Source organism: Micromonospora sp. NPDC050200, from assembly GCF_040656135.1.
GTDB lineage: Bacteria > Actinomycetota > Actinomycetes > Mycobacteriales > Micromonosporaceae > Micromonospora.
The window spans coordinates 71,727-96,203 of sequence record NZ_JBFALG010000002.1 but is presented as its reverse complement, the minus strand read 5'-3'; the positions used below and the strand labels follow the sequence as shown (position 1 = coordinate 96,203).

At 73.7% G+C, this 24,477-nt stretch carries 22 protein-coding genes and 1 tRNA gene; 11 read left to right on the top strand and 12 right to left on the bottom strand.

The genetic code is table 11. The features are described from left to right. The first annotated feature begins 17 nt into the window (after positions 1-17). From msrA to AB0I41_RS01925, 4 genes are all read left to right on the top strand, one after another. Positions 18-680, top strand: coding sequence for a peptide-methionine (S)-S-oxide reductase MsrA (msrA, locus tag AB0I41_RS01940; RefSeq protein WP_357100774.1), 663 nt, complete (start codon positions 18-20; stop codon positions 678-680). A gap of 266 nt (positions 681-946) precedes the next feature. After that, positions 947-2,731: an N-acetylglutaminylglutamine amidotransferase gene (locus tag AB0I41_RS01935; protein ID WP_357100771.1), complete on the top strand. Its 1,785-nt coding sequence runs from the start codon at positions 947-949 to the stop codon at positions 2,729-2,731. 2 nt (positions 2,732-2,733) lie between these two features. After that, positions 2,734-4,551: an N-acetylglutaminylglutamine synthetase gene (ngg, locus tag AB0I41_RS01930; protein ID WP_357100768.1), complete on the top strand. Its 1,818-nt coding sequence runs from the start codon at positions 2,734-2,736 to the stop codon at positions 4,549-4,551. Next, positions 4,548-5,732: an osmoprotectant NAGGN system M42 family peptidase gene (locus AB0I41_RS01925; RefSeq protein WP_357100765.1), complete on the top strand. Its 1,185-nt coding sequence runs from the start codon at positions 4,548-4,550 to the stop codon at positions 5,730-5,732. Before ngg ends, AB0I41_RS01925 begins: the two co-directional genes overlap by 4 nt. A gap of 34 nt (positions 5,733-5,766) precedes the next feature. Here the strand turns inward: AB0I41_RS01925 and AB0I41_RS01920 are convergent, their stop codons facing one another. Further along, positions 5,767-6,894: an epoxide hydrolase gene (locus tag AB0I41_RS01920; RefSeq protein WP_357100762.1), complete on the bottom strand. Its 1,128-nt coding sequence runs from the start codon at positions 6,892-6,894 to the stop codon at positions 5,767-5,769. Between the two features lie 63 nt (positions 6,895-6,957). On the opposite strand from AB0I41_RS01920, the gene AB0I41_RS01915 reads away from it, so the two are divergent. The 3 genes from AB0I41_RS01915 (at position 6,958) to AB0I41_RS01905 (ending at position 9,669) form a co-directional block, all read left to right on the top strand. Continuing rightward, on the top strand, positions 6,958-7,932 hold the full coding sequence (locus AB0I41_RS01915; protein WP_357100759.1) for a YafY family protein: 975 nt from the start codon (positions 6,958-6,960) through the stop codon (positions 7,930-7,932). Between the two features lie 301 nt (positions 7,933-8,233). After that, positions 8,234-9,163 (top strand): ribonuclease Z, encoded by a 930-nt coding sequence (locus tag AB0I41_RS01910; protein ID WP_357100756.1) that lies wholly within the window; start codon positions 8,234-8,236, stop codon positions 9,161-9,163. Further along, positions 9,160-9,669 (top strand): GNAT family N-acetyltransferase, encoded by a 510-nt coding sequence (locus AB0I41_RS01905; protein WP_357100754.1) that lies wholly within the window; start codon positions 9,160-9,162, stop codon positions 9,667-9,669. The genes AB0I41_RS01910 and AB0I41_RS01905 overlap by 4 nt, the downstream gene beginning before the upstream one ends. 118 nt (positions 9,670-9,787) lie before the next feature. Here AB0I41_RS01905 and AB0I41_RS01900 read toward each other — a convergent pair whose 3' ends face one another. Both AB0I41_RS01900 and AB0I41_RS01895 read right to left on the bottom strand, forming a co-directional pair. Continuing rightward, positions 9,788-11,158, bottom strand: a complete 1,371-nt coding sequence (locus AB0I41_RS01900; protein WP_357100751.1) for a cystathionine beta-synthase — start codon at positions 11,156-11,158, stop codon at positions 9,788-9,790. Positions 11,159-11,233: 75 nt separating this feature from the next. Continuing rightward, entirely contained in the window at positions 11,234-11,590 is a 357-nt protein-coding gene (locus AB0I41_RS01895; RefSeq protein ID WP_357100748.1) for a DUF1232 domain-containing protein, read from the bottom strand. Positions 11,591-11,773: 183 nt separating this feature from the next. Between AB0I41_RS01895 and AB0I41_RS01890 the strand changes: the two genes are divergently transcribed. From AB0I41_RS01890 to AB0I41_RS01880, 3 genes are all read left to right on the top strand, one after another. After that, positions 11,774-12,829, top strand: a complete 1,056-nt coding sequence (locus AB0I41_RS01890; RefSeq protein ID WP_357100745.1) for an SGNH/GDSL hydrolase family protein — start codon at positions 11,774-11,776, stop codon at positions 12,827-12,829. Between the two features lie 97 nt (positions 12,830-12,926). Then, positions 12,927-13,730, top strand: coding sequence for an SGNH/GDSL hydrolase family protein (locus AB0I41_RS01885; protein ID WP_357100743.1), 804 nt, complete (start codon positions 12,927-12,929; stop codon positions 13,728-13,730). Between the two features lie 90 nt (positions 13,731-13,820). After that, positions 13,821-15,083, top strand: a complete 1,263-nt coding sequence (locus AB0I41_RS01880) for an acetyl-CoA C-acetyltransferase (protein ID WP_357100740.1) — start codon at positions 13,821-13,823, stop codon at positions 15,081-15,083. A gap of 13 nt (positions 15,084-15,096) precedes the next feature. On the opposite strand, the gene AB0I41_RS01875 is transcribed toward AB0I41_RS01880, so the two are convergent. The 4 genes from AB0I41_RS01875 to AB0I41_RS01860 form a co-directional block, all read right to left on the bottom strand. Continuing rightward, a complete protein-coding gene (locus AB0I41_RS01875; RefSeq protein WP_357100737.1) occupies positions 15,097-15,417 on the bottom strand; it encodes a hypothetical protein in 321 nt (106 codons plus the stop codon). Positions 15,418-15,454: 37 nt separating this feature from the next. Beyond that, complete coding sequence (locus tag AB0I41_RS01870) at positions 15,455-16,213, bottom strand: Bax inhibitor-1/YccA family protein (RefSeq protein ID WP_357100734.1); 759 nt, start codon at positions 16,211-16,213, stop codon at positions 15,455-15,457. 186 nt (positions 16,214-16,399) lie between these two features. Then, on the bottom strand, positions 16,400-17,218 hold the full coding sequence (locus AB0I41_RS01865; protein ID WP_357100731.1) for a Bax inhibitor-1/YccA family protein: 819 nt from the start codon (positions 17,216-17,218) through the stop codon (positions 16,400-16,402). A gap of 108 nt (positions 17,219-17,326) precedes the next feature. After that, a tRNA-Leu gene (locus AB0I41_RS01860) sits at positions 17,327-17,407 on the bottom strand. Between the two features lie 102 nt (positions 17,408-17,509). Between AB0I41_RS01860 and AB0I41_RS01855 the strand changes: the two genes are divergently transcribed. After that, positions 17,510-19,345, top strand: a complete 1,836-nt coding sequence (locus AB0I41_RS01855) for a hypothetical protein (protein WP_357100728.1) — start codon at positions 17,510-17,512, stop codon at positions 19,343-19,345. Between the two features lie 96 nt (positions 19,346-19,441). On the opposite strand, the gene AB0I41_RS01850 is transcribed toward AB0I41_RS01855, so the two are convergent. The 5 genes from AB0I41_RS01850 to AB0I41_RS01830 form a co-directional block, all read right to left on the bottom strand. Next, positions 19,442-20,776, bottom strand: coding sequence for an NAD(P)/FAD-dependent oxidoreductase (locus tag AB0I41_RS01850; RefSeq protein WP_357100725.1), 1,335 nt, complete (start codon positions 20,774-20,776; stop codon positions 19,442-19,444). A 103-nt stretch (positions 20,777-20,879) separates the two neighbouring features. Further along, positions 20,880-21,440, bottom strand: coding sequence for a hypothetical protein (locus tag AB0I41_RS01845; RefSeq protein ID WP_357100722.1), 561 nt, complete (start codon positions 21,438-21,440; stop codon positions 20,880-20,882). Positions 21,441-21,495: 55 nt separating this feature from the next. Beyond that, positions 21,496-22,872: a DUF58 domain-containing protein gene (locus AB0I41_RS01840; RefSeq protein WP_357100719.1), complete on the bottom strand. Its 1,377-nt coding sequence runs from the start codon at positions 22,870-22,872 to the stop codon at positions 21,496-21,498. After that, positions 22,872-23,879: a MoxR family ATPase gene (locus AB0I41_RS01835; RefSeq protein WP_357100716.1), complete on the bottom strand. Its 1,008-nt coding sequence runs from the start codon at positions 23,877-23,879 to the stop codon at positions 22,872-22,874. The genes AB0I41_RS01840 and AB0I41_RS01835 overlap by 1 nt, the downstream gene beginning before the upstream one ends. After that, complete coding sequence (locus AB0I41_RS01830; protein ID WP_357101201.1) at positions 23,879-24,439, bottom strand: hypothetical protein; 561 nt, start codon at positions 24,437-24,439, stop codon at positions 23,879-23,881. Before AB0I41_RS01830 ends, AB0I41_RS01835 begins: the two co-directional genes overlap by 1 nt. Positions 24,440-24,477: the final 38 nt, after the last annotated feature.

The window sequence follows — 24,477 nt, the reverse complement described above, 5'->3', positions numbered from 1 at the left end:
ACGAGAGGAGTCCCACCGTGTTCCTTCGCCGTATGAAGGCCGAACTGCCCACCCCCGGCCAGGCCCTGCCGGGTCGTTCGATCGCGATGCCGATCGGTGACCGGCACGAGGTGCTCGCGTCGACGTTGAAGGGCCCGTTCCCGGCGGGTTCCCAGGTCGCCGTCTTCGGCATGGGCTGTTTCTGGGGCGCCGAGCGGCTGTTCTGGACCCTGCCCGGGGTGATCACCACCTCCGCCGGCTACGCGGGCGGCAGCACGCCGAACCCGACGTACGAGGAGGTCTGCTCGGGGATGACCGGGCACGCCGAGGTGGTCCAGGTGGTCTACGACCCCACCAAGATCAGCTATGCGGACCTGCTCAAGGTCTTCTGGGAGAACCACGACCCGACCCAGGGCATGCGCCAGGGCAACGACGTGGGCACCCAGTACCGCTCGGCGATCTACACCACCACCGACGAGCAGATGGTCACCGCGCAGTCGTCCCGGGACGCGTTCGCGCCGATCGTGGCGCGGGCGGGCAAGGGCGAGATCACCACGGAGATCGCGCCGCTCGGTGACTACTACTTCGCCGAGGACTATCACCAGCAGTACCTCGCCCCGACGAAGAACCCGAACGGGTACTGCAACCACGGCCCCAACGGGCTGAGCTGCCCGGTCGGCGTGGCCCGTACCGCCGGCTGAGGCCGTCTGACGCCCGGAACGACTGCCAGGCCCTGCGGATTTTCGCGGGGCCTGGCAGTCGTTCCGCTACTGGGACATACGTCACAGGAGCCGGCCCGGCGAATCCGGCCAGAGCGGCAGCACGGACGCAGAGGCCGACCCCCGGGGTGACGTTCCGCAACCGCCACAGCAAGGAATCGGCGCGGGCGCGGAATATAGCACGACATCATTCATTCGTCATCAGCTCAAAAGGCGGATCGCAAGGTCATCTGGCAGCATGGCCTGCCATGTGCGGACTGGCTGGGGAGTTCCGCCGTGACGGCTCGCGGGCCGACGTCGCGGCGGTGGAGCGCATGGCGGCCACGATGAGCGACCGGGGCCCGGACGACAGCGGGGTCTGGTCCCAGGGGCCGATCGCCCTCGGCCACCGGCGCCTCAAGATCATCGACCTGTCGGCGGCGAGCGGGCAGCCCTTGGTCGACCCCGGCTCGGGGCTCACCGGCGTCTTCAACGGGTGCGTCTACAACTACCGTGAGCTGCGCGAGGAGTTGCAGGCCAAGGGACACCGCTTCTTCTCCTCCGGTGACAGCGAGGTCGTCGTCAAGGCGTACGCCGAGTGGGGGCTCGACTTCGTCGACCACCTGATCGGCATGTTCGCCGTGGCGATCACCGAACGGGACACCGGCCGGCTGGTGCTGGCCCGGGACCGGCTCGGCATCAAGCCGCTCTACCTGGCCGAGACGCCCGGGACGGTGCGCTTCGCCAGCACCCTGCCGGCGCTGCTGGCCGGCGGCGGCGTCGACACCGCCATCGACCCGGTGGCGCTCGCCCACTACCTCAGCTTCCACAGCATCGTGCCGCCGCCGCGGACCATCCTGCGGGGCGTCACCAAGCTGCCCCCGGCCACCGTCCGGGTCTACGAGCCGGACGGCCGTACCCACGAGCGGGTCTACTGGGACCCCGCCTTCACCCGCGCCCCGGAGCGGGCCGACTGGTCCGAGCGGGACTGGCAGGACGCCCTGCTGGAGTCGCTGACCACCGCCGTGCGCCGCCGGATGGTCGCCGACGTGCCGGTCGGCGTGCTGCTCTCCGGCGGCCTGGACTCCAGCCTGGTGGTCGCGCTGCTGGCCGGCGAGGGGCAGTCGGGCCTGTCCACCTTCTCCATCGGCTTCGACTCCGTCGGCGGCCGGGAGGGCGACGAGTTCGTCTACTCCGACCTGGTCGCGAAGACCTTCGAGACCGACCACCACCAGCTCAAGGTGGCCGCCGGCGACCTGGTGCCGCCGCTGGAGGCGGCCGTCGCGGCGATGAGCGAGCCGATGGTCAGCCACGACTGCGTCGCCTTCCACCTGCTGAGCCAGGAGGTGTCGCGGCACGTCAAGGTGGTCCAGTCCGGGCAGGGCGCCGACGAGATCCTCGGTGGCTACCACTGGTACCCGCCGCTGGCCGGGGTCGACCGGGAACAGGCGCTCGGGGCGTACGCGAAGGCGTTCTTCGACCGCGACGCGGCCGGCCTGGCCCGCGTCGTCGACCCGGCCTGGCTCGCCGACGGCGACCCGGCGCGGGAGTTCGTGGCCGCGCACCTGACCCGGCCGGGCGCGGAGACCGCCGTCGACGCCGGCCTGCGGATCGACACCCAGATCATGCTGACCGACGACCCGGTGAAGCGGGTGGACAACATGACCATGGCGCACGGGCTGGAGGCCCGGGTGCCGTTCCTCGACCACGAGTTCGTGGAACTGGCCGCGAGCTGCCCACCCGAGCTGAAGCTCGCCCAGGGCGGCAAGGGCGTGCTCAAGGAGATCGGCCGCCGGGTCCTGCCGCACGAGGTCATCGACCGGCCCAAGGGCTACTTCCCGGTGCCGGGCCTCACCCACCTGGAGGGCAAGCTCCTCGACCGGGTACGCGACGCGCTCTGGGCTCCCGCCGCCCGCCGCCGCCACCTGTTCCGCGCCGACTACGTCGACGCGCTGCTCGCCGACCCGAACGCCGAACTGACCCCGTTGAACGGAAACAAGCTGTGGCAGCTGGGACTCCTGGAAATGTGGCTCCAGAGCCACGGGATCGACTGACCATGACCGAGACGGTGGCGACCACCGAGCGGGAGCGGACGTCGGGCCGGCGCCGGGAACGGATCGGCCCCGGCGGCGATCCGGTCGCGCCCGGCACACCGGAGCTCCGCAACCAGAGCACCGACGGCGCGGGCGTGGTGCTGGACTGCGGCTGGGGGCGGCTGGTCTTCGGCCAGACCTTCACCCAGCAGGCCGCGGTGGCGGACGTGCTGCGCTCCGAGGCGGCCGGTGCCCGCGACATCTGCATCTACCTGCGCGACCCGCACGTGCTGGTGTCCCGGCTCCCGGACGAGCTGTTCATCGACCCGTCGCTGACCTACCGGCTGCCGCTCGGCGAGCGGCGTCCGGCCGCCACCGACGGCGACGGGGAGATCCCGGGCCTGGTGATCCGGCCGCTGCGCGACGCCGACGACGCGGACGCGGTCAACCGGATCTACGCCCGCAACGGCATGGTCACCGCCCCGGTCGACGTGCTGGTCGACAACGCCGGCACCGACCGCTTCCTGCATCTGGTCGCCGAGGCGGCCGCCGGCGAGATCGTCGGCACCATCACCGGGGTGGACCACGTGGCGGTCTTCGACGACCCGGAGAACGGCGCCAGCCTCTGGTGCCTGACCGTCGACTTCAACACCGCCCCGCCCGGCACCGGCCAGGCCCTGCTGACCGGGCTGGCCGACCGGCTGGACGAGCGGGGCCGGGCCTTCGTCGACCTGTCCGTGCTCGCCGAGAACTCCGGTGCGGTCCGGCTCTACGAGCGGCTGGGCTTCTACCGCACCGCCACGCTCTGCGTGAAGCGGAAGAACCCGATCAACGAGCGGCTCTTCCTGCCCGCCACCCCTCCCGGGTACGACGACCTCAACCCGTACGCGAAGATCGTCGCCGACGAGGCGATGCGCCGCGGCATCCGGGTGGAGGTCACCGACCCGCACTGGGGCGAGCTGCGGCTGACCAGCGGCGGCCGGACCATCCACACCCGGGAGTCGCTGTCCGAGCTGACCTCGGCGGTGGCGCTGGGCCGGTGTGACGACAAGCGGGTCACCCGGCGGATCCTCACCGAGGTCGGCCTGTCGGTGCCGCGCGGCCGGACCGCCACCGGCGGGCCGGACGACCTCGCCTTCCTGGCCGACGTCGGCCCGCTGGTGGTGAAGCCGGCGCGGGGCGAGCAGGGCAACGGCATCACCGTCGGCGTCCGCACCGCCGAGGCGCTGACCGCGGCGGTCGAGCTGGCCCGGCGGTTCTGCCCCGACGTGCTGATCGAGGAGCTGCGCGACGGCGAGGACCTGCGGGTGATCGTCATCGACCACGAGGTGGTGGCCGCCGCCGTCCGCCGGCCGGCCCAGGTGACCGGCGACGGGGTGCACGACGTCACCGCGCTGATCGAACGGCAGAGCCGCCGGCGGGCCGCAGCCACCGGGGGCGAGTCCCGCATCCCGATCGACGACATGACCCGCGAGGTGGTGGCGGAGGCCGGGCACCGGATGGACGACGTGCTGCCCGGGGGCGAGGTGCTGGCGGTCCGCCGGACCGCCAACCTGCACACCGGCGGCACCATCCACGACGTGACCGCCGAGCTGCACCCGGCGACCGCCGAGGCCTGCGTGGCGGCGAGCCGGGCACTGGACATCCCGGTGACCGGGCTGGACCTGCTGGTCCCCGCGCCGGACCGGCCGGAACACGTCTTCATCGAGGCCAACGAGCGGCCCGGGCTGGCCAACCACGAGCCGCAGCCGACCGCCGAGCGCTTCGTCGACCTGCTCTTCCCCGGCACCCGGGCCCCGCAGCGGCTCTGGACCCCGGCCGGCCCGGGAGGTGCCGCGTGAGCCCGGAGCCGCTGGAGATCGACCTGGACCACCTGCGCCAGGTGCTGCTGGAACTGCTGGAGATCCCCAGCCCGTCGGGGCGTACCGACCACGTGCAGCAGTACGTCGGCGAGCGGCTCTCCGCGCTGGGCATCTCCTCCACGCTGACCCGGCGCGGGGCGCTGAGCGCCTGCCTGCCCGGCCCCCGCGAGACCGGCGCGGACCGGGCGATCGTGGTGCACACCGACACCATCGGCGGCATGGTGAAGCGGCTCAAGGAGAACGGCCGGCTGGAGCTGAAGACGATCGGTACGCACAGCGCCCGGTTCGCCGAGGGCGCCCACGTCCGGGTCTTCACCGACGACCTGGAGCGGGTGATCACCGGCCAGGTGCTGCCGCTGAAGGCCAGCGGGCACCGCTACAACGACGACGTCGACCTCCAGGGCGTCGGCTGGGAGCACGTCGAGGTACGGCTCGACGAGCCGGTCACCGACGTCGCCGGCCTCCGCGCGCTCGGCATCGACGCGGGCGACTTCGTGGCGTTCCTGCCCAACCCGACGATCACCCCGAGCGGGTACGTCAAGTCGCGGCACCTGGACGACAAGGCCGGCGTGGCCGCCGTGCTCACCGCGTTCAAGGCGATGGTCGACGCCGGGGTCACCCCGGCGGTCACCGCGCACCTGCTGGTCACCGTCACCGAGGAGATCGGCCACGGTGCCAGCCACGGCCTCGACCCGGACGTCGCCGAGATCGTCTCGGTCGATGCGGCGGTGGTCGCCCCCGGCCAGCAGTCCCGGGAGGACGCGGCCACCCTGGCCATGGGCGACGGGGTGGGCCCGTTCGACTACCACCTGACCCGCAACCTCGCCTCGATCGCCCGCGCGCACGGCGTCGACCTGGTCCGGGACGTCTTCGACCACTACCGCTCCGACGTGGCGGCGGCGGTCGAGGCCGGCGCGCACGCCCGGGTGGCGCTGCTCGGCTTCGGCGTGGACGCCACCCACGGCCACGAACGCACCCACCTGGACGGGCTGCGCCACCTCACCCAACTGCTCTGCCTCTACCTGCAGAGCGACCTGGTCTTCCCCGAGTGGGACGCCGAGCCGGAGGGCGACCTGGCCGACTTCCCGTCGCTGGCGGTGCAGCCGGCGTCCGGGGAGGGCCCCCGCGAGGGCCCGATCGGCGTCACCGACCAGGCCTGACCCGCGGCTCGGCCCATGCCCACGCGACCCGCCTTCACCGGACCTGGGCGAAGAAGGCGCGCAGGTCGGCGGCGAAGGCGTACGGCTCGTCCATCGCCACGAAGTGGCTGCCCGGGTTCCCCTCCGGCCAGTGCGTGATCCGGTTGTGCCGCTCGGCGAGCCGACGGATGCCTGGCGCGCCGGAGTACACGCCGGTCGGGACCAGGTCCTGCCCGCGAGGCCAGGCGAACGCGGTGTTGTCGTACATGAACCAGGACGACGAGCCGGAGGTGCCGGTGAACCACCAGAGGTTCACGTTGGTCAGCAGCAGATCGCGGTCGATCGCCTTCTCCGGGACGTCCACCGTCCAGGTGAACTCCTTGAACTTGTGGATCATCCAGGCCAGCAGCCCGACCGGGGAGTCCTGCCACGCGTAGCTGAACGTCTGCGGGGCGGCCCGCAGCAGGCCGTGGTGGTCCACCCCGACGCCGGCCCACTCCCGCATCTGGTGGTAGAACGCCAGCTCGGGTTCGGTCAGCTCCGGCAGGTCCGCCTCGGTGGGCATGCCGAGCCCGCCGGTGACGTACGCCCCGACCACCCGCTCCGGCGCGGCCCGGGCCACCTCCGGTGCGACGTACGCCCCGAGATCGCCGCCCTGGACGCCGTACCGGTCGTACCCGAGCCGGCGCATCAGCTCGGCGAACATCCGCCCGACCCGGGCCACCGAGAAGCCGGCCTCCGCCGGCCCGGCGGAGAACCCGAAACCCGGCACCGAGGGCACCACCACGTGGAACGCCGGCCCGGGGCCGCCACCGTGGGCGCGCGGATCGGTGAGCGGGCCGATCAGCTCGGTGAACTCGACGAACGAGTTCGGCCAGCCGTGGGTGAGCAGCAGCGGCAGCGCGTCCGGCTCCGGCGAGCGGACGTGCAGGAAGTGCACGTCGAGGCCGTCGATCTCGGTGACGAACTGCGGGAACGCGTTCAGCCGCGCCTCCTGTGCCCGCCAGTCGTACCCGGTGCGCCAGTGCCCGGCCAACTCGCGCAGGTGGTCGACCGGCACGCCGCGCTGCCAGTCCTGGCCGGGGAGCTGGCGCGGCCACCGGGTGGCGTCCAGCCGGCGGTGCAGGTCCGCCAGGTCGGCCTCGGGGATGTCGATGCGGAAGTTCCTGATCTCGTCGGTCATGGCGGGGACGGTAACGGGGATCTAGGTCAGTTCCCGTCCTCGTTCCCTGGCATGCTGGAAATCGTGACGGACACCCCGGGTCGACTCCTCCGACTGCTCTCGCTGCTCCAGACCCCGCGCGAGTGGCCCGGCAGCGAACTGGCCGAGCGCCTGGCCGTCAGTCCTCGCACCATCCGCCGGGACGTCGACCGGCTGCGCGACCTCGGCTACCCGGTCGAAGCCAGCCTCGGCGTGACCGGCGGCTACCGGCTGGTCGCCGGGGCCGCCCTGCCACCGCTGCTGCTCGACGACGAGGAGGCGGTGGCCGTTGCGGTCGGCCTGCGGACCGCCGCCCGGCAGGCGGTGACCGGGATCGAGGAGGCCGCGCTGCGGGCGCTGACCAAGCTCGACCAGGTGCTGCCGTCCCGGCTGCGATACCGGGTCCGCAACCTCACCGCGGCCACCGTGCCGATGGCGCCGTTCGGCGCACCCGATCCCGTCGACCCCGACGTGCTCACCACGCTCGCCGCCGCGATCACCGGCCGGCAGCGGGTCCGGTTCGGCTACCGGAGTCACGACGGCACCGAGAGCCGCCGGCACGTGGACCCGTACCGGCTGGTCGCCGCCGGGCACCGCTGGTACCTGGTCGGGTACGACAACGACCGCGACGACTGGCGGATCTACCGGGTGGACCGGCTCGCCGACGCCGCGGCCACCGGAGTCCGCGTCGTACCCCGGGACCTGCCGGCCGCCGACGCCGCCGCGTACGTGCACGAGAAGTTGTACGCGCTCGCGCCCACGTACCGGGCGGTGGCCACCCTGCACGCCCCGGTCGACGAGGTACGGGGCCGGGTCGGCGACGGTGAGCTGACGGCGGTCGACGAGCGGACCTGCCGGCTCGTCTCGCACGTCGACACCCTGGACTGGCTCGCGTTCCGGCTCACCACGCTGGGCTGTGAGGTCGAGGTGCACGAGCCGCCCGAACTCCGCCGCCACCTGCGCGACCTCGCCGGCCGGGCGCTGCGGGCGTCCGCCGGACCTTCCCGGCCGGGCCTGTGATCGAAATCCGTTGCCGGGGCCGCCGGGGAGTCGATAGCGTGGCCGTACACGGGAAAGGAGGTGGTCCAGACTTGTATAGCAATCGGACTCGTGAGGTGGCTGTCCGCTAGCCGCTGTCCTCGACAGTGAAATCCGTCCGCCGCGAGGCGGGCACAGGCACCATCGTCGAGACCGTGTGGCAGCGGTGCGGCGAAACCACGACAGCCACCCGACCCCCGGGGTGCCGGCCCAGTCCAGCCGGCCCGCGCGCGAGCGCGGAAGCCCCGGGGGTCGCTTCACATCCGGGGGGGGGGAAGACTTCGTGTCGATGCGCGAGCTGGTGGTGCTCGGGACGGCCAGCCAGGCCCCCACCCGGCAGCGCAACCACAACGGGTACGTGCTGCGCTGGGACGACGAGGTGATCCTCTTCGACCCGGGCGAGGGCAGCCAACGGCAGCTGCTGCACACCGGGGTCACCGCCACCGACCTGACCCGGATCTGCGTCACCCACTTCCACGGCGACCACTGCCTCGGCCTGCCCGGAGTGATCCAGCGGCTCTCCCTGGACCGGGTCCCGCACCCGGTGGCGGTGCACTTCCCGGCCGGCGGCGCCGACTACTTCGCCCGGCTGCGGCACGCGTCGAGCTTCCACGAGACCGCCGAGCTGCGCGTCGAGCCGATCGAGGCGGACGGGCAGCGGATCACCCTCGGGGTGGGCACGCTGGAGGCCCGCCGGCTGCGGCACCCGATCGAGACGTACGGCTACCGGCTGGTGGAGCCGGACGGGTGCCGGATGCTGCCGGAGCGGCTGTCCGCGTACGGCATCGCGGGGCCGGCGGTCGGGGAACTGCTCCGCGTCGGCCACCTCGACCTGGACGGACGCCGCGTCACCCGAGACGAGGTGAGCGTGACCCGAACGGGCCAGCGGTTCGCCTTCGTGATGGACACCGGCCTCTGCGACGAGGTGTACGCGCTCGCCGAACACGCCGACCTCCTGGTCATCGAGTCGACCTTCCTGGAGTCGGAGGCCGCCCTGGCCGCCGAGGTCGGCCACCTGACCGCGGCCCAGGCCGCGCGGGTGGCGGCCGAGTCCGGGGTACGCCGGCTGGTGCTCACCCACTTCTCCCAGCGGTACGCCGACCCGCTCCGCTTCGCCGACGAGGCCCGGGAGCACTTCGCCGGGGACCTGGTGATCGCCGAGGACCTGGCCACCGTGCAGGTCCCGCCCCGCCGGGTAGCCTCGGCCGGATGACCGTCACGCTGCGCCCCGCCACCGTCGACGACCTGATGGGGGTCGGGGCGCTGCATCAGCGGTCCCGGGTGGCCGCGTACTCCTCGTTCCTGCCGCCGGAGGCGCTGGCCGACCCGACGCCCGAGGCGATGGGCCGGTACTGGGTCGAACGCTTCCGTTGGGAGCGCGACGACCACCGGATGACCGTGGCCGAGCGCGACGGCCGGCTGGTCGGCTTCAGCTACCTCGGCCCGGACGACGAGGGCGATCCGGCGACCGGGCTGCTCAACGCCATCCACCTCGACCCGGCCGAGCGTGGCCGGGGCACGGGCCGGGAGCTGATGGTCGACGCGCTGGACGCCATGCGGTCGCGCGACCAGGCCCGGGCGGTGCTCTGGGTGCTGCGGGACAACCACCACGCCCGCCGCTTCTACGAGCGCGGCGGGTGGATCGCCACCGGCGCCGCGCGCGACGAGCACTTCGGCCCGGTGACGGTCCCCCAGCTCCGCTACGAGCGGCCGCTCTGACCGCCGCCGGCCGTCACGTCCTCCCGGTCGGAGTCCACCGCGGATTGAGCCCGCCGACGTGGCCGGAACGCGACGAGGCCCCTCCGCCGGGAAGAGGCCTCGTCGTCTGTTCAGCGCGTCAGCGGGCGCCGAGGTGGGCGAGCAGGTCCTGCCGGGTGAGCACGCCCTTGGGCTTGCCGTCGACCAGCACCAGCGCCGCGTCGGACTTCTCCAGCAGGCCGACCGCCTCGCTCACCGGCTGCCCGCCGCCGATCATCGGCAGCGGCTCGGCCATGTGCCGCTCGATGGTGTCGTGCAGGTGCGCCTGCCCGGTGAAGAGCGCGTCGAGCAGGTCCTTCTCGGCGATCGAGCCGGCCACCTCGCCGGTCACCACCGGCGGCTCGGCCTTGAGCACCGGCAGCTGCGAGACGCCGTACTCGCGCATGTAGTCGATCGCGTCGCGGACCGTCTCGGTGGGGTGCACGTGCACCAGCTCGGGCATGCCGCCCGGCTTGCTCGCGAGCGCGTCGGCGACGGTCGGCTCGGTGCCCGAGTTGTCCAGGAAGCCGTACCGGGCCATCCAGGTGTCGTTGAAGATCTTCGACAGGTAGCCCTTGCCGCTGTCCGGCAGCAGCACGACGACCACGTCGTCCGGGCCGGCCTTGCGGGCCACCTCCAGGGCGGCCACCACGGCCATGCCGCAGGAGCCGCCGACCAGCAGCCCCTCCTCGCGGGCCAGCCGCCGGGTCATCTCGAAGGACGACTTGTCCGAGACCTCGATGATCTCGTCGGCGACGCCCCGGTCGTACGTCTCCGGCCAGAAGTCCTCGCCGACCCCCTCGACCAGGTACGGCCGGCCGGTGCCGCCGGAGTAGACCGAGCCCTCCGGGTCCGCGCCGATGACCCGGACCCGGCCCTCGGAGGCCTCCTTCAGGTAGCGGCCGATGCCGGAGATGGTGCCGCCGGTGCCGACGCCGGCCACGAAGTGGGTGAGCCCGCCCTCGGTCTGCTTCCACAGCTCCGGGCCGGTCGTCTCGTAGTGCGAGCGCGGGTTGGCCGGGTTGCTGTACTGGTCGGGCTTCCAGGCGCCGGGGATCTCCCGGGCCAGCCGGTCGGAGACGTTGTAGTAGGAGCGCGGGTCCTCCGGCGCGACGGCGGTCGGGCAGACCACCACCTCGGCGCCGTACGCGCGCAGCACGTCCTGCTTGTCCTGGCTGACCTTGTCCGGGCACACGAAGACGCACTTGTAGCCCTTGAGCTGCGCCACCAGGGCCAGCCCGACGCCGGTGTTGCCGCTGGTCGGCTCGACGATGGTGCCGCCCGGCTTCAGGATGCCCGCGGCCTCGGCGTCCTCCACCATCCGCAGCGCGATCCGGTCCTTCACCGAGCCGCCCGGGTTGAGGTACTCCACCTTCGCCAAAACGGTGGCCTGGATGCCCTCGGTGACGTTGCGCAGCCGTACCAGCGGGGTGTTGCCGATCAACTCGACGACGTTGTCGTAGTACTGCACCTCGTTGTGCCCTTCGTTGCGGCACCGGCGCCGGCGGCCGGGCAGACGTTTCGTTCGTCGCCAGGGTACGTGCCGTCAGGGGATCACCTGCCCGGGGATGACGGAGCCGCGCCGCTCCTCCCACTCCAGGAAGCGCTCGGTCTCCGCCAGCACGCTGCCGGCCAGCCAGGTGACCATGACCGCGTCGTCCACCAGGCCGAATATGGTCAGGAACAGCTCCGGCACCACATCCACCGGCGAAACGACGTACACCGTCGCCGCCGTCATCATGGCCAGCCGGAGGCCACCGTCGTACTCGCCCCGGGCGGTCGCCCTGATCATCCGGGGCAGGGCGGCCAGCCGGGCACCCATCGACGGGCCACCCCGCGCGCCCGCCGCCAGTGCCCGGACCAGCGCGGTGAACGCCGCGCTCCGCTTCAACGTCTTCCCCATCAGTCCAGCCCCTTTCCGCCAGACCAGCGTGACGCGAGGGCGCAAGCCCGCCGCGACCTGCGGCCCGTCGCCCCGTCACCGTCACCGTCACCGTCACCGTCACCGGACAGGTACCCGAAACGGTCACTGCCCAGCCACCAACGAGGAGAGCGGCGTGTCGGGCCGGCGCGATAACGTGGCGGTATGGGGGTGGCTGGTTCCGTCGTACCGGTTGGTCCGCGCTGGCAGCGGGCCCGGCGGATCGCCTGGATGGCGGCGATCGGCACGGGTGCCACCGCGGCGGCGTTCGTCGCGACCGGCGGGGTGCTGTTCGGTCAGGCCCGCCAGGCCCGGCGCACCATCCCGATGGCGGAGGCCCCCCCGCCGCGCTGCGACGGCGTCTACGGCGCCAAGTGCCCCGGCCCGCCGCTGACCATGGTGGTGCTCGGCGACTCCTCGGCGGCCAGCTACGGCGTGCACCGGCGCCGCGAGACCCTGGGGGCGCTGCTCGCCACCGGGCTGTCCCGACGGCTGCACCGGCCGGTCCGGGTGCACCGCTTCGCCGTGGTGGGCTCGCTCTCCGCCGGGCTGAGGCCGCAGGTCGAGTCGGCGCTGGAATGCGCCCCGGACGTCGCGGTGATCCTGATCGGCGGCAACGACGTCACCAACCGCACCCCGCCCGGGCTGGCGGTGCGCTACCTGGTCGACGCGGTCCGCGCGCTGCGGGCCGCCGGCTGCGAGGTGGTCGTCGGCACCTGTCCCGACCTCGGCGCGATCGAGCCGATCCAGCCGCCACTGCGCTGGCTGGCCCGGCGGTGGAGCCGGCAACTGGCCGCCGCCCAGACGGTGGCGGTGGTCGAGGCGGGCGGCTGGACGGTCTCCCTCGGCGACATGCTCGGTCCCCGGTTCGCCGCCGAACCGACCCGGATGTTCGCCTGGGACCGGTTCCACCCCTCCGCGGAGGGGTACGCGGTGGCCGCCGCCGCGCTGCTGCCCACCGTGATCTCGGCGCTCGGCGCCGGGCCGGAGCGCAGGCCGGTGGTCCTGGGCCGGGGCGAGGGCGTACGGTCGCTGCCGAAGGCCGCTCAGGAGGCGGCCCGGCACGCCGGCACGGAGGTCAGCGGCACCCAGGTCCGGGGCCGCGACCGGGGACCGGCCGGCCGCTGGGCGCACCTGCGCCGGCGGGCGTTCTTCGGCGTCGGCGCGGTGCCGCAACCCGGTCCCGCCACCGACTCACCCACACTGGAGGGATCGGCATGAGCGAGCGAACCATCGGGCGCGACGCGGCCGAGCCCCATGGCGACCGCAGCCGGGGGTCGGCATGCCGGCGCGGTGTCCGGCAGAGGGAGGTGTCGTCATGACCGAACGCGGCGTCGGCGCGGAGCTCGCCGTCCGGCTGGGCAAGGCGGCGGCCTTCTCCCTGGTCGCGGGCACCATCGGCGGCGCGGCGGTGCTCGCCGGGCAGGCCGTCGCGGCCCGCAACCGCAGCTACGCCCAGCCGGAGCTCGGCCTGGCGCTGCGCGCCACGGTCGGCCGGGCCGGCGCCCCGCCGCTGCGGCTGGTGCTGCTCGGCGACTCCTCGGCACTCGGCGTCGGGGTGGAACGGTTCGACGAGACCGTCGGCGGTCAGCTGGCCCACCTGCTGGCCGAGGGGCCGACCGGGCGGCAGGTGCACCTCTCCAGCGTGGGGGTCTCCGGCTCCCGCTCCACCGATCTGGCCACCCAGGTGGCCCGGGCGCTGCTCGGCGAGCGCCCCGACGTGGCGGTGGTCCTGATCGGCGCCAACGACGCCACCTCGATGCGCCGGCCGGGGGAGGCCGCGGCGTACCTCGGCGCGGCGGTGCGCCGGCTGCGCGAGGCGCGGGTGGAGGTGGTGGTGGGCACCTGTCCGGACCTGGGCGCGGTACGCGCCGTCGGGCAGCCGCTGCGGCAGGTGCTCGGCTGGTCGGGGCGGCGGATCGCCCGCGCCCAGACCGTCGCCGTGCTCGACGCCGGCGGCACCGTGGTCGACCTGGGCACCGAGACCGGGCCGGTGTTCCGCGCCGACGCCGGGACGCTCTGCCCCGACGGCTTCCACCCCTCCGCCGACGGTTACCGGGTCTGGGCGCACGCCCTGCTGCCAGCGGTGGCCTCGGCGGCCACCACCGCCACCCGCCAGTGAGCGGGGCGGCGGGACCATCCGCCGCAGGGTGACATTTCCCGCCGCCCCGGCAGCTTCCCCGCCAAGTTACCGGCGAGTTAACGTTGGTTCATGCCGATTGAGTCGTCCCGCGACGCCGTCATCGTCGCCACCGCCCGCTCCCCCATCGGTCGCGCGTTCAAGGGTTCGCTGCGCGAGGTCCGCCCGGACGACCTTGCCGCGACCATCGTCCAGGCCGCGCTGGACAAGGTCCCGGGGCTCGACCCGACCCAGGTCGAGGACCTCTACCTCGGGTGCGGCCTGCCCGGCGGCGAGCAGGGCTTCAACCTGGCTCGGGTGGTCGCCACGCTGATGGGCCTCGACGGCCTGCCCGGCGCCACCCTGACCCGCTACTGCGCCTCGTCGCTGCAGACCACCCGGATGGCGATGCACGCGATCCGCGCCGGTGAGGGCGACGTCTTCATCTCCGCCGGCGTGGAGATGGTCTCCCGGTACGCCCGCGGCAACTCCGACACCCTCCCCCCGGAGGCGCAGGCGCTGGTCGGCGGCGGTTGGGAGAACCCGCGCTTCGCGGAGGCGCAGGAGCGCTCGAAGGCTCGGGCGGCGGGCGGCGCCGAGGTGTGGACCGACCCGCGCGAGGCCGGCCAGCTCCCCGACAGCTACCTGGCGATGGGGCAGACCGCCGAGAACCTCGCCCAGGTGTACGACGTCACCCGGGAGGACATGGACGCCTTCGGCGTCCGCAGCCAGAACCTCGCCGAGAAGGCGATCGCCGACGGCTTCTGGGCCCGTGAGATCACCCCGGTCACCACGCCGGGCGGCACCGTCGTCGCCGCCGACGACGGCCCCCGCGCCGGAGTCACCCTGGAGGCGGTCGCCGGGCTCAAGCCGGTCTTCCGCCCCGACGGCCGGATCACCGCCGGCAACTGCTGCCCGCTCAACGACGGCGCCGCCGCCCTGGTGGTGATGAGCGCCCAGCGCGCGAAGGACCTCGGGCTCACCCCGCTGGCCCGGGTCGTCTCCACCGGCGTGACCGCCCTGTCGCCGGAGATCATGGGCCTCGGCCCGGTCGAGGCGTCCAGGCAGGCCCTCGAGCGGGCCGGCATGACCGTCGACGACGTCGACCTGGTCGAGATCAACGAGGCGTTCGCCGCCCAGGTGATCCCCTCCTACCGGCAGCTCGGCATCCCCGAGGAGAAGGTCAACGTGATGGGCGGCGCGATCGCCGTCGGCCACCCGTTCGGCATGACCGGCGCCCGGATCACCGGCACCCTGCTCAACGCCCTGGAGTGGCACGACAAGACCATCGGCCTGGAGACCATGTGCGTGGGCGGCGGCCAGGGCATGGCGATGGTGCTGGAGCGGCTCAGCTGAGCCGCGGCACCGACTAGAGCACGGAGCGGGTCGCTGCCACCTCGGCGGCGGCCCGGCCCAGGGTCGCGTCCGGCGCCCCGGCCGCCACCAGGTCGGCCGCCACCACCCGGAGCTGGTCGACCAGCGCCAGGTCGTTGTCCAACCGGGGTACGCCCCGACGCGGCTCGCCCTCGACGTCCGCGCCGAGGTTGGCCAACTCCTGCACCAACCGGTGCACCAGGTCGGCGCGGGACACGTTGCCCCCCTCTGCCACCGCCGCCCACCGCGGCTGCTGCCAGTGCCCCACCTGACGGACCAGCAGCTCCACCGCCCGGTCCAACTCCGCTGCGCTCATCGCCGCCGAGTCTACGGCCGCACCGGCCCGCGCCCGCTCACCGGCGCAGGTAGCTCAGCAGCCGCAGGATCTGCCAGTACAGGAAGATCAGCCCGACCAGCAGCCCGAAGGCGCAGAGCCAGGCGTACCGGCGGGGCAGGCCGGTCCGGACCGATCGCTCCACCTGGTCGAAGTCGAGGATGAAGCTGAGCGCCCCGGCGATGATCGCCACCCCCGAGAAGACGTACGGCAGCCAGCCGACCCGGCCGGAGATGCTGCCGTAGATCTCCACCCCCTGCCGGCCGGTGAACAGCCGGAAGACCAGGTTGACCAGGATGACCGCGAGCAGCCCGATCAGCGTGCCGATCACCAGGCGGGCCAGTCGCGGCGTGGCCCGGACCAGCCGCGCCCGGTAGAGCACCGCCATCCCGAGGAACACCCCGAAGGTGCCGATCACCGCCTGCACCACGATGCCGGGGTAGACCAGCTCGAACGCCCGGCTGGCCACCCCGAGCAGCACCCCCTGGAGCAGGGCGTACCCGATGATCGGGGCCGGGTGGGTGAGGCCGCGCAGCGAGATCACCAGCACCAGCGTGATGCCGGCCAGGGCGGTGCCGGCCAGCGCGGCCGGGACCCACACCGCCTGCGGCACGACCGCCCAGGCCACCGCCGCGGTGGCCCCGGTGAGCAGCAGCAGCCCGACGGTGCGGACCACCACGTCGTCGACGGTCACCGCCTCCGCGCCGCCCGCCCCGGGCAGCCGGTGCTCCCGGCTGCTGTCGTCCAGCCGGTCCAGAACCGGGTTGGCGCTGCGCACCCGCCACCTCCTCGCCGGCGTACCCCTGGTGTCACTCTGCCCCGGGCGGTCCGCCGGCGGCGGGGAAACGGCCGGGCCCGGGGGCGGCGGCCGGCGCGGGCGCGGCGCGTGGCGAACGGCCGGCGCCGGAAACGACGACGCCCGCCGCCGCGGGTCGCGGTGGCGGGCGCCGAGGGGCGGCGACGGTCAGTCGTCGCCCTGGAAGTAGCTGATCAGCCGGAGCAGCTCCAGGTAGAGCCAGACCAGGCTGACCACGATGCCGAACGCGGCCGTCCAGGAGTAGCGCTGGGGCAGGCCCATCCGGACGCCGTCCTCGACCTCCTTGAAGCTGAGCACGAAGCTCAGCGAGGCGACCACGATGCAGACCAGGCTGAAGCCGATGGCCAGCGGGCTGCCGTCGCGCAGGCCGGTGTTGACACCGAAGAGCGCGAGCACGAAGTTGATCAGCATGACCGCGAAGAGGCCGGCCATCACGGCGACCATGCCCTTGACGAACTTCGGGGTCGCCCGGATGGCCTTCACCTTGTAGAGCATGGCCATCACGAAGAAGACACCGAAGGTGGCCACCACGGCCTGGAGCACGATGCCCTCGTAGGCGGTCTCGTACACCTTGCTGACCAGACCGACGAAGGCGCCCTCGACCACGGCGTACGCGACGACCAGCGCCGGGTTCGCGATCCGGGAGAAGGAGATGATCAGGCCGAGGACCACGCCGACGATCGCGGCGCCGATCCAGGCGATGTGGAGCAGGCTGTCCGGCACCAGCACCCAGGCGGCCGCGGCGGAGACGCCGAGGATGCCCAGGAGCGCGACGGTCTTGACGACCACGTCGTCGATGGACATCGCCCCGGCGGCCGGGGCCACCGGGTAGCCGGGCTGGCCCGGATACTGCTGGGGAATGCCGGGCTGGCCATAGCCGTACTGCCCGGGCGGGGCGTACCCGGCGGCACGCTCCCGCTCGGCCGCCTGGCCGAGCCGGGACAGCACCGGGTTCGAGGTCTTCACTTCTCAGGCCTCCCTCAGGGGGTCGTCGCACGCTCGACGTGCCTACAAGGGTAAACGGACGGGCAACCCACACGCTCATGAGCCGGCTGAAGGAAAGCTGAGAGTGTGTGCCCGGGGCGGGGATCGAACCCGCACGCCTCTCGGCAGCCGCTTTTAAGGCGGCCGTGTCTGCCGTTCCACCACCCGGGCGGGCGGCACCGGCGCGCCGACACGCGGCGGTGCACTGACACCGTAACCGTTCACCGGCGACCCGACGTACCCCGTCACCTGTGCCGCACTAGGGTCGAGCCCGTGACCAGCGCAGCCCGTACGGCGTCCGACACCGACCCTGACCTGGCTGTCGGCCTCGCCGAGCCGGCCACCCCCGGATCCCGCTCCACCCGCTGGCGGGCCTCCGCCGCCCGGCACCGCGCCGACCTGCTCGTCGGCCTCGCGTTCGTCCTGCTCGCCGGCTGGCTCACCCAGGGCCTCTGGCCCGACCCGACCGGCCGGGTGCTGGCGCTCAACCCGGCGGACCAGACCCTCTACGAGTGGTTCCTGGCGGTCGACTCGCGGGCCGTGCTCGGCGACTTCAGCCTGCTCACCGACCGGCTCAACAGCCCGGACGGGGTGAACCTGATGACCAACACCACGGTCATCGCGCTCGGCGTGCTCTTCGCCCCGGTCACCCTGCTCTTCGGCGCGCCGGTCACCTTCGCCCTGCTGGCCGGGGTGAACCTCGCCGGCACCGCCGTCGCCTGGTACCTGCTCTTCACCCGTACGCTGCGCGCCCGCCGGCTCGCCGCCGCGCTCGGCGCCGGGCTCTGCGGCTTCGGGCCGGGCATGGTCTCCCAGTCCAACAGCCACCTGCACATGACCGCGCAGTGGCTGGTCCCGGTGGTCGTCTGGCTGGTCGTCCGGCTGCTGCGGGCGGCCGACCCGGGACCGGCGTCGCTGGACCGGCCGGACCGGCGCCGGCTGGTCACCTCGGCGGTGGGCCTGGCCGCCGCGGTCATCGCGCAGGTCTTCGTCGGCGAGGAGGTGCTCTTCCTCGCCGCGGTCACCCTGCTGGTGATGGCCGTCGCGTACGCGGTGACCGACCGCGAGCTGCTGCGCCGGGCGCTGCCCGGCTTCGCCGGCGGCCTGATGCTCGCCGCCGGGCTGGCCCTGCTCGTCCTCGGCTACCCGCTGTGGTTCCAGTTCGCCGGGCCGCAGGGCGTGGCCGACGGGATGTTCAGCCCGCACTACTTCTCGGCCGACCTGCGCAGCTGGTGGGCCATCTCGCCGCTGTCGGTGGTCGGCAGCGACTCGTCGGCCCGGCTGACCACCGGCCCGGCGGAGTACAACACCTTCCTCGGGCTGCCGCTGCTGCTGGTCACCGCCGGCTGCGCGCTCTGGCTGGGGCGCCGGCCACTGGTGGTGGCCTGCGTCGCCGGCGCGCTGGTGATGGGCGCGCTGTCGCTCGGCCCGGAGGTGGTGCACGACGGCGACCGCAGCGCCGTGCCCGGGCCGTACGCGCTGCTCGCCGGACTGCCGGTCGTCGACGGCGCGCTGCCGATGCGGTTCGGGTTGACCCTGCTGCCGCTGGTCGGCACGCTGCTGGTGCTCGCGCTGGACCGGGCGTTGCGGCGGCCCGGCCGGGCCCGGCGGCTGGTCCCGGCCGCGGTGGGGGCGGCCCTGCTCACCGTCTTCCCCGCTCCCCTGCCGACGACCGAGCGCCCCGCGCTGCCCGAGTTCATCACCGGCGGCCACTGGCGGGAGTGCGTACGCCCCGGCGGGGTGCTGGTGCCGGTGCCGGCGGCCACCCCGCATGAGCCCTGGCCGATGCGCTGGGCGGCGGCGGCCGACGCCGCGTTCGGCATCCCGGAGGGCTTCTTCATCGGCCCGTACGGCCGGCACGGGACGGCCGCGATGGGCACCTACAAGCAGCCCACCTCGGCGCTGCTGGCCGACGTGGCGAGGCGGGGCGACGAGCCGGTGATCGGCGAGGAGCAGCGGCGGCAGGCCCGGGCGGACGCCGACTTCTGGGGCGCCTCCTGCGTGGCACTCGCCGACGACGCCCCGCACGCGGAGAGCCTGCGACGCACCCTGGTGCAGCTCTACGGCCCGGGCACCCGGATCGCCGACGCCTGGACCTGGCGGGTCTGACCCTTCCCGCGACGAACACCCGCCCACCACGAAGACCCGTCCACGACGAAGGGCCCCCTCCCGTTTCCGGGAGGGGGCCCTTCGTGCCGGATGGGATCAGGCGGGACGGCCGGCACCGACCGGCTGGGACGCCTCGGCGAACTCCTCGCGCGGGTCGTGCAGCTGACCGAGGGCGACCACCTCACGCTTGAGGAAGAACGCCAGCGACCAGTCGACCACGACCCGGACCTTGCGGTTGAACGACGGGATCCGGCTCATGTGGTACGTCCGGTGCATGAACCAGGCCGGCCAGCCGGTCATCTTCACGCCGTACACCTGGGCGACGCCCTTGTGCAGGCCGAGGCTGGCCACGCTGCCCGCGTGCTTGTGCGCGTAGTTGACCGGCTCCCGGCCGCGGATCACCTTCGCGATGTTGTCGGCCATCCGGGCCGCCTGACGCACCGCGTGCTGCGCGCTCGGCGAGCAGTAGTTGCCCGGCTCCTTGGTCAGGTCCGGCACGGCGGCGCAGTCGCCGGCGCTCCAGGCGCCCTCGACGACCCGGTCGCCGTCGACGATCTGGAGGGTCGGCAGGCAGGTGACCCGCCGGCGGTCGTCACGCGGGAAGTCGGTCGCGTCCAGCATCGGCGAGGGCTTCACGCCGGCCGTCCACACGATGGTGTCGGACCGGAAGGTGTCGCCGTCGGAGAGCTTGACCACACCGTCGACGCAGGACTCCAGCCGGGTGTCCAGGCGGATGTCCATGTTGCGCTTGAGCAACTGCTGGACGGTGTAGGCGCCCATGTCCCGGTCGACCTCGGGCAGCACCCGCTGGGTGGCTTCGACCAGCACCCAGCGCATGTCCTCGGGCTTGAGCTCCGGGTAGTACCGCAGCGCGTCCCGGGCCATGTCCTCCATCTCGGCGAGCGCCTCGATGCCGGCGTAGCCACCACCGACGAAGGTGAAGGTCAGCGCCGAGCGGCGGACATCCGGGTCCGGCGTGACGGCCGCCACGTCGAGCCGGTTCAGCACGTGGTTGCGCAGGTAGATGGCCTCACCGATGGTCTTGAAACCGATGCCGTGCTCGTGCAGGCCGGGGATCGGCAGCGTCCGGGAGACCGAGCCGGGGGCCACCACGACATGGTCGTACTGGATCTCCCGGGTGGGGCCGCTGATCGGCTGCACCACCGCCGTCCTGCGGTCGTGGTCGATCCGCGTCACCGTACCCGCCACGACCTTGCACCTGCGCAACTCGCGCCGCAGCGGCACCACGGAGTGCCGGGGCGAGATGTTGCCGGCCGCCGCCTCGGGGAGGAACGGCTGGTAGGTCATGTGCGGCTGCGGGTCGACGACGACGACCTCGGCCTCACGGGAGCTCAGCTTCTTGGACAGGCGCAGAGCGGCGTACAGGCCCACGTGCCCGGCACCCACGACAAGGATCCGTTTCGGATTCACGTCATCTATCTTTCCCCGCGGGGCTCGGGTAATCCCGTCCGAGACCCCCTTCTGTGACCGAGCACAACCGCTGTGACCTGCGCAACGGCTCCAGATCGTCCCGCTATCCGCGACGCAGCAACCAGCCCAGCAGCCCGCTCAACCCCACCGCCACCAGCAGCCCAGCGACCGTCGCCGCCTGGAACCCGGCACCGCCGCCGATCTCACCCAGCCAGGCCAGAACCACCCCGACCACGGCTGCGGCGAGCACCACCGCGCCGGCCCGGGTGAGCCAGCGCAGCATCAGGTCCGGGTCGACCACCGCGTCGTAGGGCAGCAGCGCGGCGAGCGCGCAGAGGGTGTGCGCCAGGTAGAGGGCCGCGGCCACGGCGAGCAGCCGCCAGAGCGCGATCGGCCGGTCGTACCCGGCAGAGGCGATCAGCCAGCCACCCACGGTGACCAGGGCGGCGAAGGTCGGCCACCCGCGGCGCGGGGCCACCGCCGGCAACACCGCCACCACCGTGAGCGCGAGCAACGCCCGCGCGGTGAACATCTCGACCGGGTACGCCAGCAGCAGCCCGACCAGCACCGTGAAGAAGATGCCGGCGCGCACCAGCAGCGGCGCCGGGCTCATCCGGTTGACCGCCGAGCGCAGCGCCCGGACCCGTTCGGTGACCGCCTTCATCGGTGCCCGCCCTCGTTCGCGACCGCGGGACTCCGCTCCGCCGCCTTCCTCGCGCTCACCGAGCACCGACCCTCGGGGCGGTGGCCAGGCGTGCCACGTCCCGCAGCACCTGGTCCAGGCTGCCCGCGCCGGCCCAGCGCACCACCGGCACGCCGTGCTCCCGGAGCTGGGCGATCATCGTGTCCCGGTCCAGCCGCCACAGCCGGTACGCCACCGGCGCCCAGCCCCGTTCGCCGGGCGGGGTGAGGTCGGCGGGCAGCGTGTCCACCGCGACCACGAACCGGCCGCCCCGGGCCAGCCGGGCCAGCATCTGCGCGGACCGTTCGTCCAGCAGCGGGGTGAGCACCACCACCAGCGCGTCCGCGGAGAGCACCTGCGGCCCGAAGACCTGGTCGTACGGCTCGTGCGGGGAGGCCTCGGCCCGCACGTCGAGCAGCCACTCCAGCACCGTCAGGTACTGCCGACGGCCGGTGGCCGGGCGCAGCCGGCGGGCCGCCGGCCCGTACTCCAGCATCGCCACCCGGTCGCCGCGGTGCAGGTAGTGCTCGGCGATCGCGGCGGCGGCCCGGACCGTGGTGTCCAGCACGGACGCCGCGCCCTTCACCCCGCCGGAGCGGCCCGCCTCGGCGAGCACGTCGAGCAGGACCACCACCTCGGCGTCCCGGTCGGAGAGGGTGGCCGCCACGTGCAGCTGTCGGGCCCGCAACGACACCCGCCAGTCGATGCGGCGCAGCCGGTCGCCCGGCCCGAAGACCCGTACGCCGGCCAACTCGCCGCCCTCGCCGGGGCGGCGCGAGCGGTGCGCGCCGACCAGCCCGGCGGCCCGGGGCATCGCCTCCACCGCCTCGAACGGCTCGGTCTCCGGATAGACCCGCATCCGCACCGGCTCGGTGATCACCGACCGGGAGACCAGCAGCCCGCCGGCGGCGGCGACCCGGGCGCCGGCCGGGCCGATCGGGTGCCGCCCCCAGCGCAGCGCGGTGCCGTGCAGCTCCAGGTCGACCGCCGCGCCGGTCGGGATGGAGGTGACGAAGGGGCGGTTCGCCCCGCCGGAGCGGCGCACCTCCACGGCTGCCCCGCCGAAGTCGACCCGCTCGACGCGGAGCCACGGCGAGACGCGGGCCCGGACCACGACCACGTCGTACGAGACGGTGTCCGGGTTGCCGACGCTGACCGTGCCGGCCAGCGCGCCCCCCTCGACCAGGTGCGCGTCCTCGGCGAGGATCTCCAACTGCGGCGCGGCGGTGGGCCGGCGGCGCAGCGCGTACGCGGTGCCGAGCGCGAACGGCGCGGCCAGCACGACCAGGTCGACCCGGCCGAGCAGCACGGCGGCGATCAGCAGCAGCCCGGTGAGCAGCACCGCCCGGCCCAGCGCCCAGGTGGGCGCCCAGCCCGCCGCCGGCTCCGGCCCTTGGTCGGTGGGCACGGCCATCAGCGCCCGGACCCGCCGGCCGCGTAGCTGGGCAGCGCGCCGCTGGCCGGGACGGGCGTCTGCTCCAGCACCTCACCGACCACGAAGGACGGGTCGACCCGGCGCAGCCACATCTCCGGCCGCAGCGTGATCCGGTGCGCGAGCGCCGGCGCAGCGACCTCCTTGACGTCCTCCGGCACCACGTAGTCCCGACCGGCGAAAACCGCCCGGACCCGGGAGAGCAGCAGCAGCGCCAGCGAGCCGCGCGGGGAGGCGCCGACCAGCACCGACGGATGCTCCCGGGTGGCCGCGGTCAGGTCGACGATGTACCGGCCGACGGAGTCCTCCACCACCACGTCCTCCAGCGCGGCCTGCATGGCGCGCAGCGTCTCGGCGTCGACCACCGGTTTGATCTCGGCCTCCTCCCGGCGGCGGGCCATCCGGCGGCGCAGCACGTCCCACTCCTCCTCGCGCTGCGGGTAGCCGAACGACACCCGCAGCAGGAACCGGTCCAGCTGCGCCTCGGGCAGCGGGTACGTCCCCTCGTACTCGATCGGGTTGGCGGTGGCGAGCACGTGGAACGGCTCGTCCAGCCGGTAGGTGACGCCCTCGACGGAGACCTGCTTCTCCTGCATCGCCTCCAGCAGCGCCGACTGGGTCTTCGGCGGCGTCCGGTTGATCTCGTCGGCGAGCAGCAGGTTGGTGAAGACCGGGCCGGCGCGGAAGGAGAAGTCGCCGCTGCGCTGGTCGTAGAGGAAGGAGCCGGTGACGTCGGCCGGCAGCAGGTCGGGGGTGAACTGGAGGCGGCGGAAGTCCAGGCCGAGGGCCTGCGCGAAGGACCGCGCGGTCAGCGTCTTGCCCAGGCCGGGCAGGTCCTCCAGCAGCACGTGCCCACCGGCCAGGATGCCGGCGAGGACCAGCTCCAGGGACTCCCGCTTGCCGACCACGACCGTCCCGACCGCGTCCAGCACCGCCCGGGCCAGGTGGCCGACCTCCGTGGCGGGGATGGTCCGGTCCACGTCGTTCATCAGATCTTCTCCAGTTCGGCGACGATCGCCGCGAGGTCGCGCGGCGACGGGGGGCGGCGGGAGGGGGTGCTGAGAAACGTCCACAGCGGTTCCCCGAGCAGGGTGCGGGCGCGGGCCGGGTCGGAGTCACGGGTCAGGCCGTGGCGCTGGCGCAGCCGCTCGTCGGCCAGCTCCCCCAGGCGCGGCAGGATCCGCTCGGTGAACCGCTTCCGGTTGCCCGAGCACCAGTCCAGGGGCCGTTCCCACCCGTTGATGGCGGTCCGCAGGGCGTCCCGGGCGGCCCAGTTCCAGGCGTCGGGCTCCGCACCGGCGGGGGCGCGCCCGCCGGCGCGGGACGGGGGCGGCGGGGCGAGCGCGGCGGTGACCCGGCGGACGGCGAGCACCGCCAGTACACCCGCCACCACGATCCAGATCGAGACCTGGAGGCCGACCGCGCGCAGCACGGCGAGGACCACCGCGGTGACGGCGGCGGCGACCGCGAGGATACGCAGCACGGCCCGGGCCCGCCCGCCGCGCTGCCGGCCGGCGCGCGGCGGCGGCTCCTCCTCGAAGCTGAGCAGGTCGTCGAGGCCGGTGCGCTCGGTCACGATCGCACCGC

What these genes read in the sequence shown, in the direction of transcription:
- AB0I41_RS01890 (WP_357100745.1), top strand. Translation starts at nt 11,774, where the DNA reads ATGGGGGTGGCTGGTTCCGTCGTACCGGTTGGTCCGCGCTGGCAGCGG.
- AB0I41_RS01920 (WP_357100762.1), bottom strand. Translation starts at nt 6,894, where the DNA reads ATGACCGACGAGATCAGGAACTTCCGCATCGACATCCCCGAGGCCGAC.
- AB0I41_RS01835 (WP_357100716.1), bottom strand. Translation starts at nt 23,879, where the DNA reads ATGAACGACGTGGACCGGACCATCCCCGCCACGGAGGTCGGCCACCTG.
- AB0I41_RS01845 (WP_357100722.1), bottom strand. Translation starts at nt 21,440, where the DNA reads ATGAAGGCGGTCACCGAACGGGTCCGGGCGCTGCGCTCGGCGGTCAAC.
- AB0I41_RS01935 (WP_357100771.1), top strand. Translation starts at nt 947, where the DNA reads ATGTGCGGACTGGCTGGGGAGTTCCGCCGTGACGGCTCGCGGGCCGAC.
- AB0I41_RS01885 (WP_357100743.1), top strand. Translation starts at nt 12,927, where the DNA reads ATGACCGAACGCGGCGTCGGCGCGGAGCTCGCCGTCCGGCTGGGCAAG.
- AB0I41_RS01905 (WP_357100754.1), top strand. Translation starts at nt 9,160, where the DNA reads ATGACCGTCACGCTGCGCCCCGCCACCGTCGACGACCTGATGGGGGTC.
- AB0I41_RS01880 (WP_357100740.1), top strand. Translation starts at nt 13,821, where the DNA reads ATGCCGATTGAGTCGTCCCGCGACGCCGTCATCGTCGCCACCGCCCGC.
- AB0I41_RS01875 (WP_357100737.1), bottom strand. Translation starts at nt 15,417, where the DNA reads ATGAGCGCAGCGGAGTTGGACCGGGCGGTGGAGCTGCTGGTCCGTCAG.
- AB0I41_RS01895 (WP_357100748.1), bottom strand. Translation starts at nt 11,590, where the DNA reads ATGGGGAAGACGTTGAAGCGGAGCGCGGCGTTCACCGCGCTGGTCCGG.
- ngg (WP_357100768.1), top strand. Translation starts at nt 2,734, where the DNA reads ATGACCGAGACGGTGGCGACCACCGAGCGGGAGCGGACGTCGGGCCGG.
- AB0I41_RS01840 (WP_357100719.1), bottom strand. Translation starts at nt 22,872, where the DNA reads ATGGCCGTGCCCACCGACCAAGGGCCGGAGCCGGCGGCGGGCTGGGCG.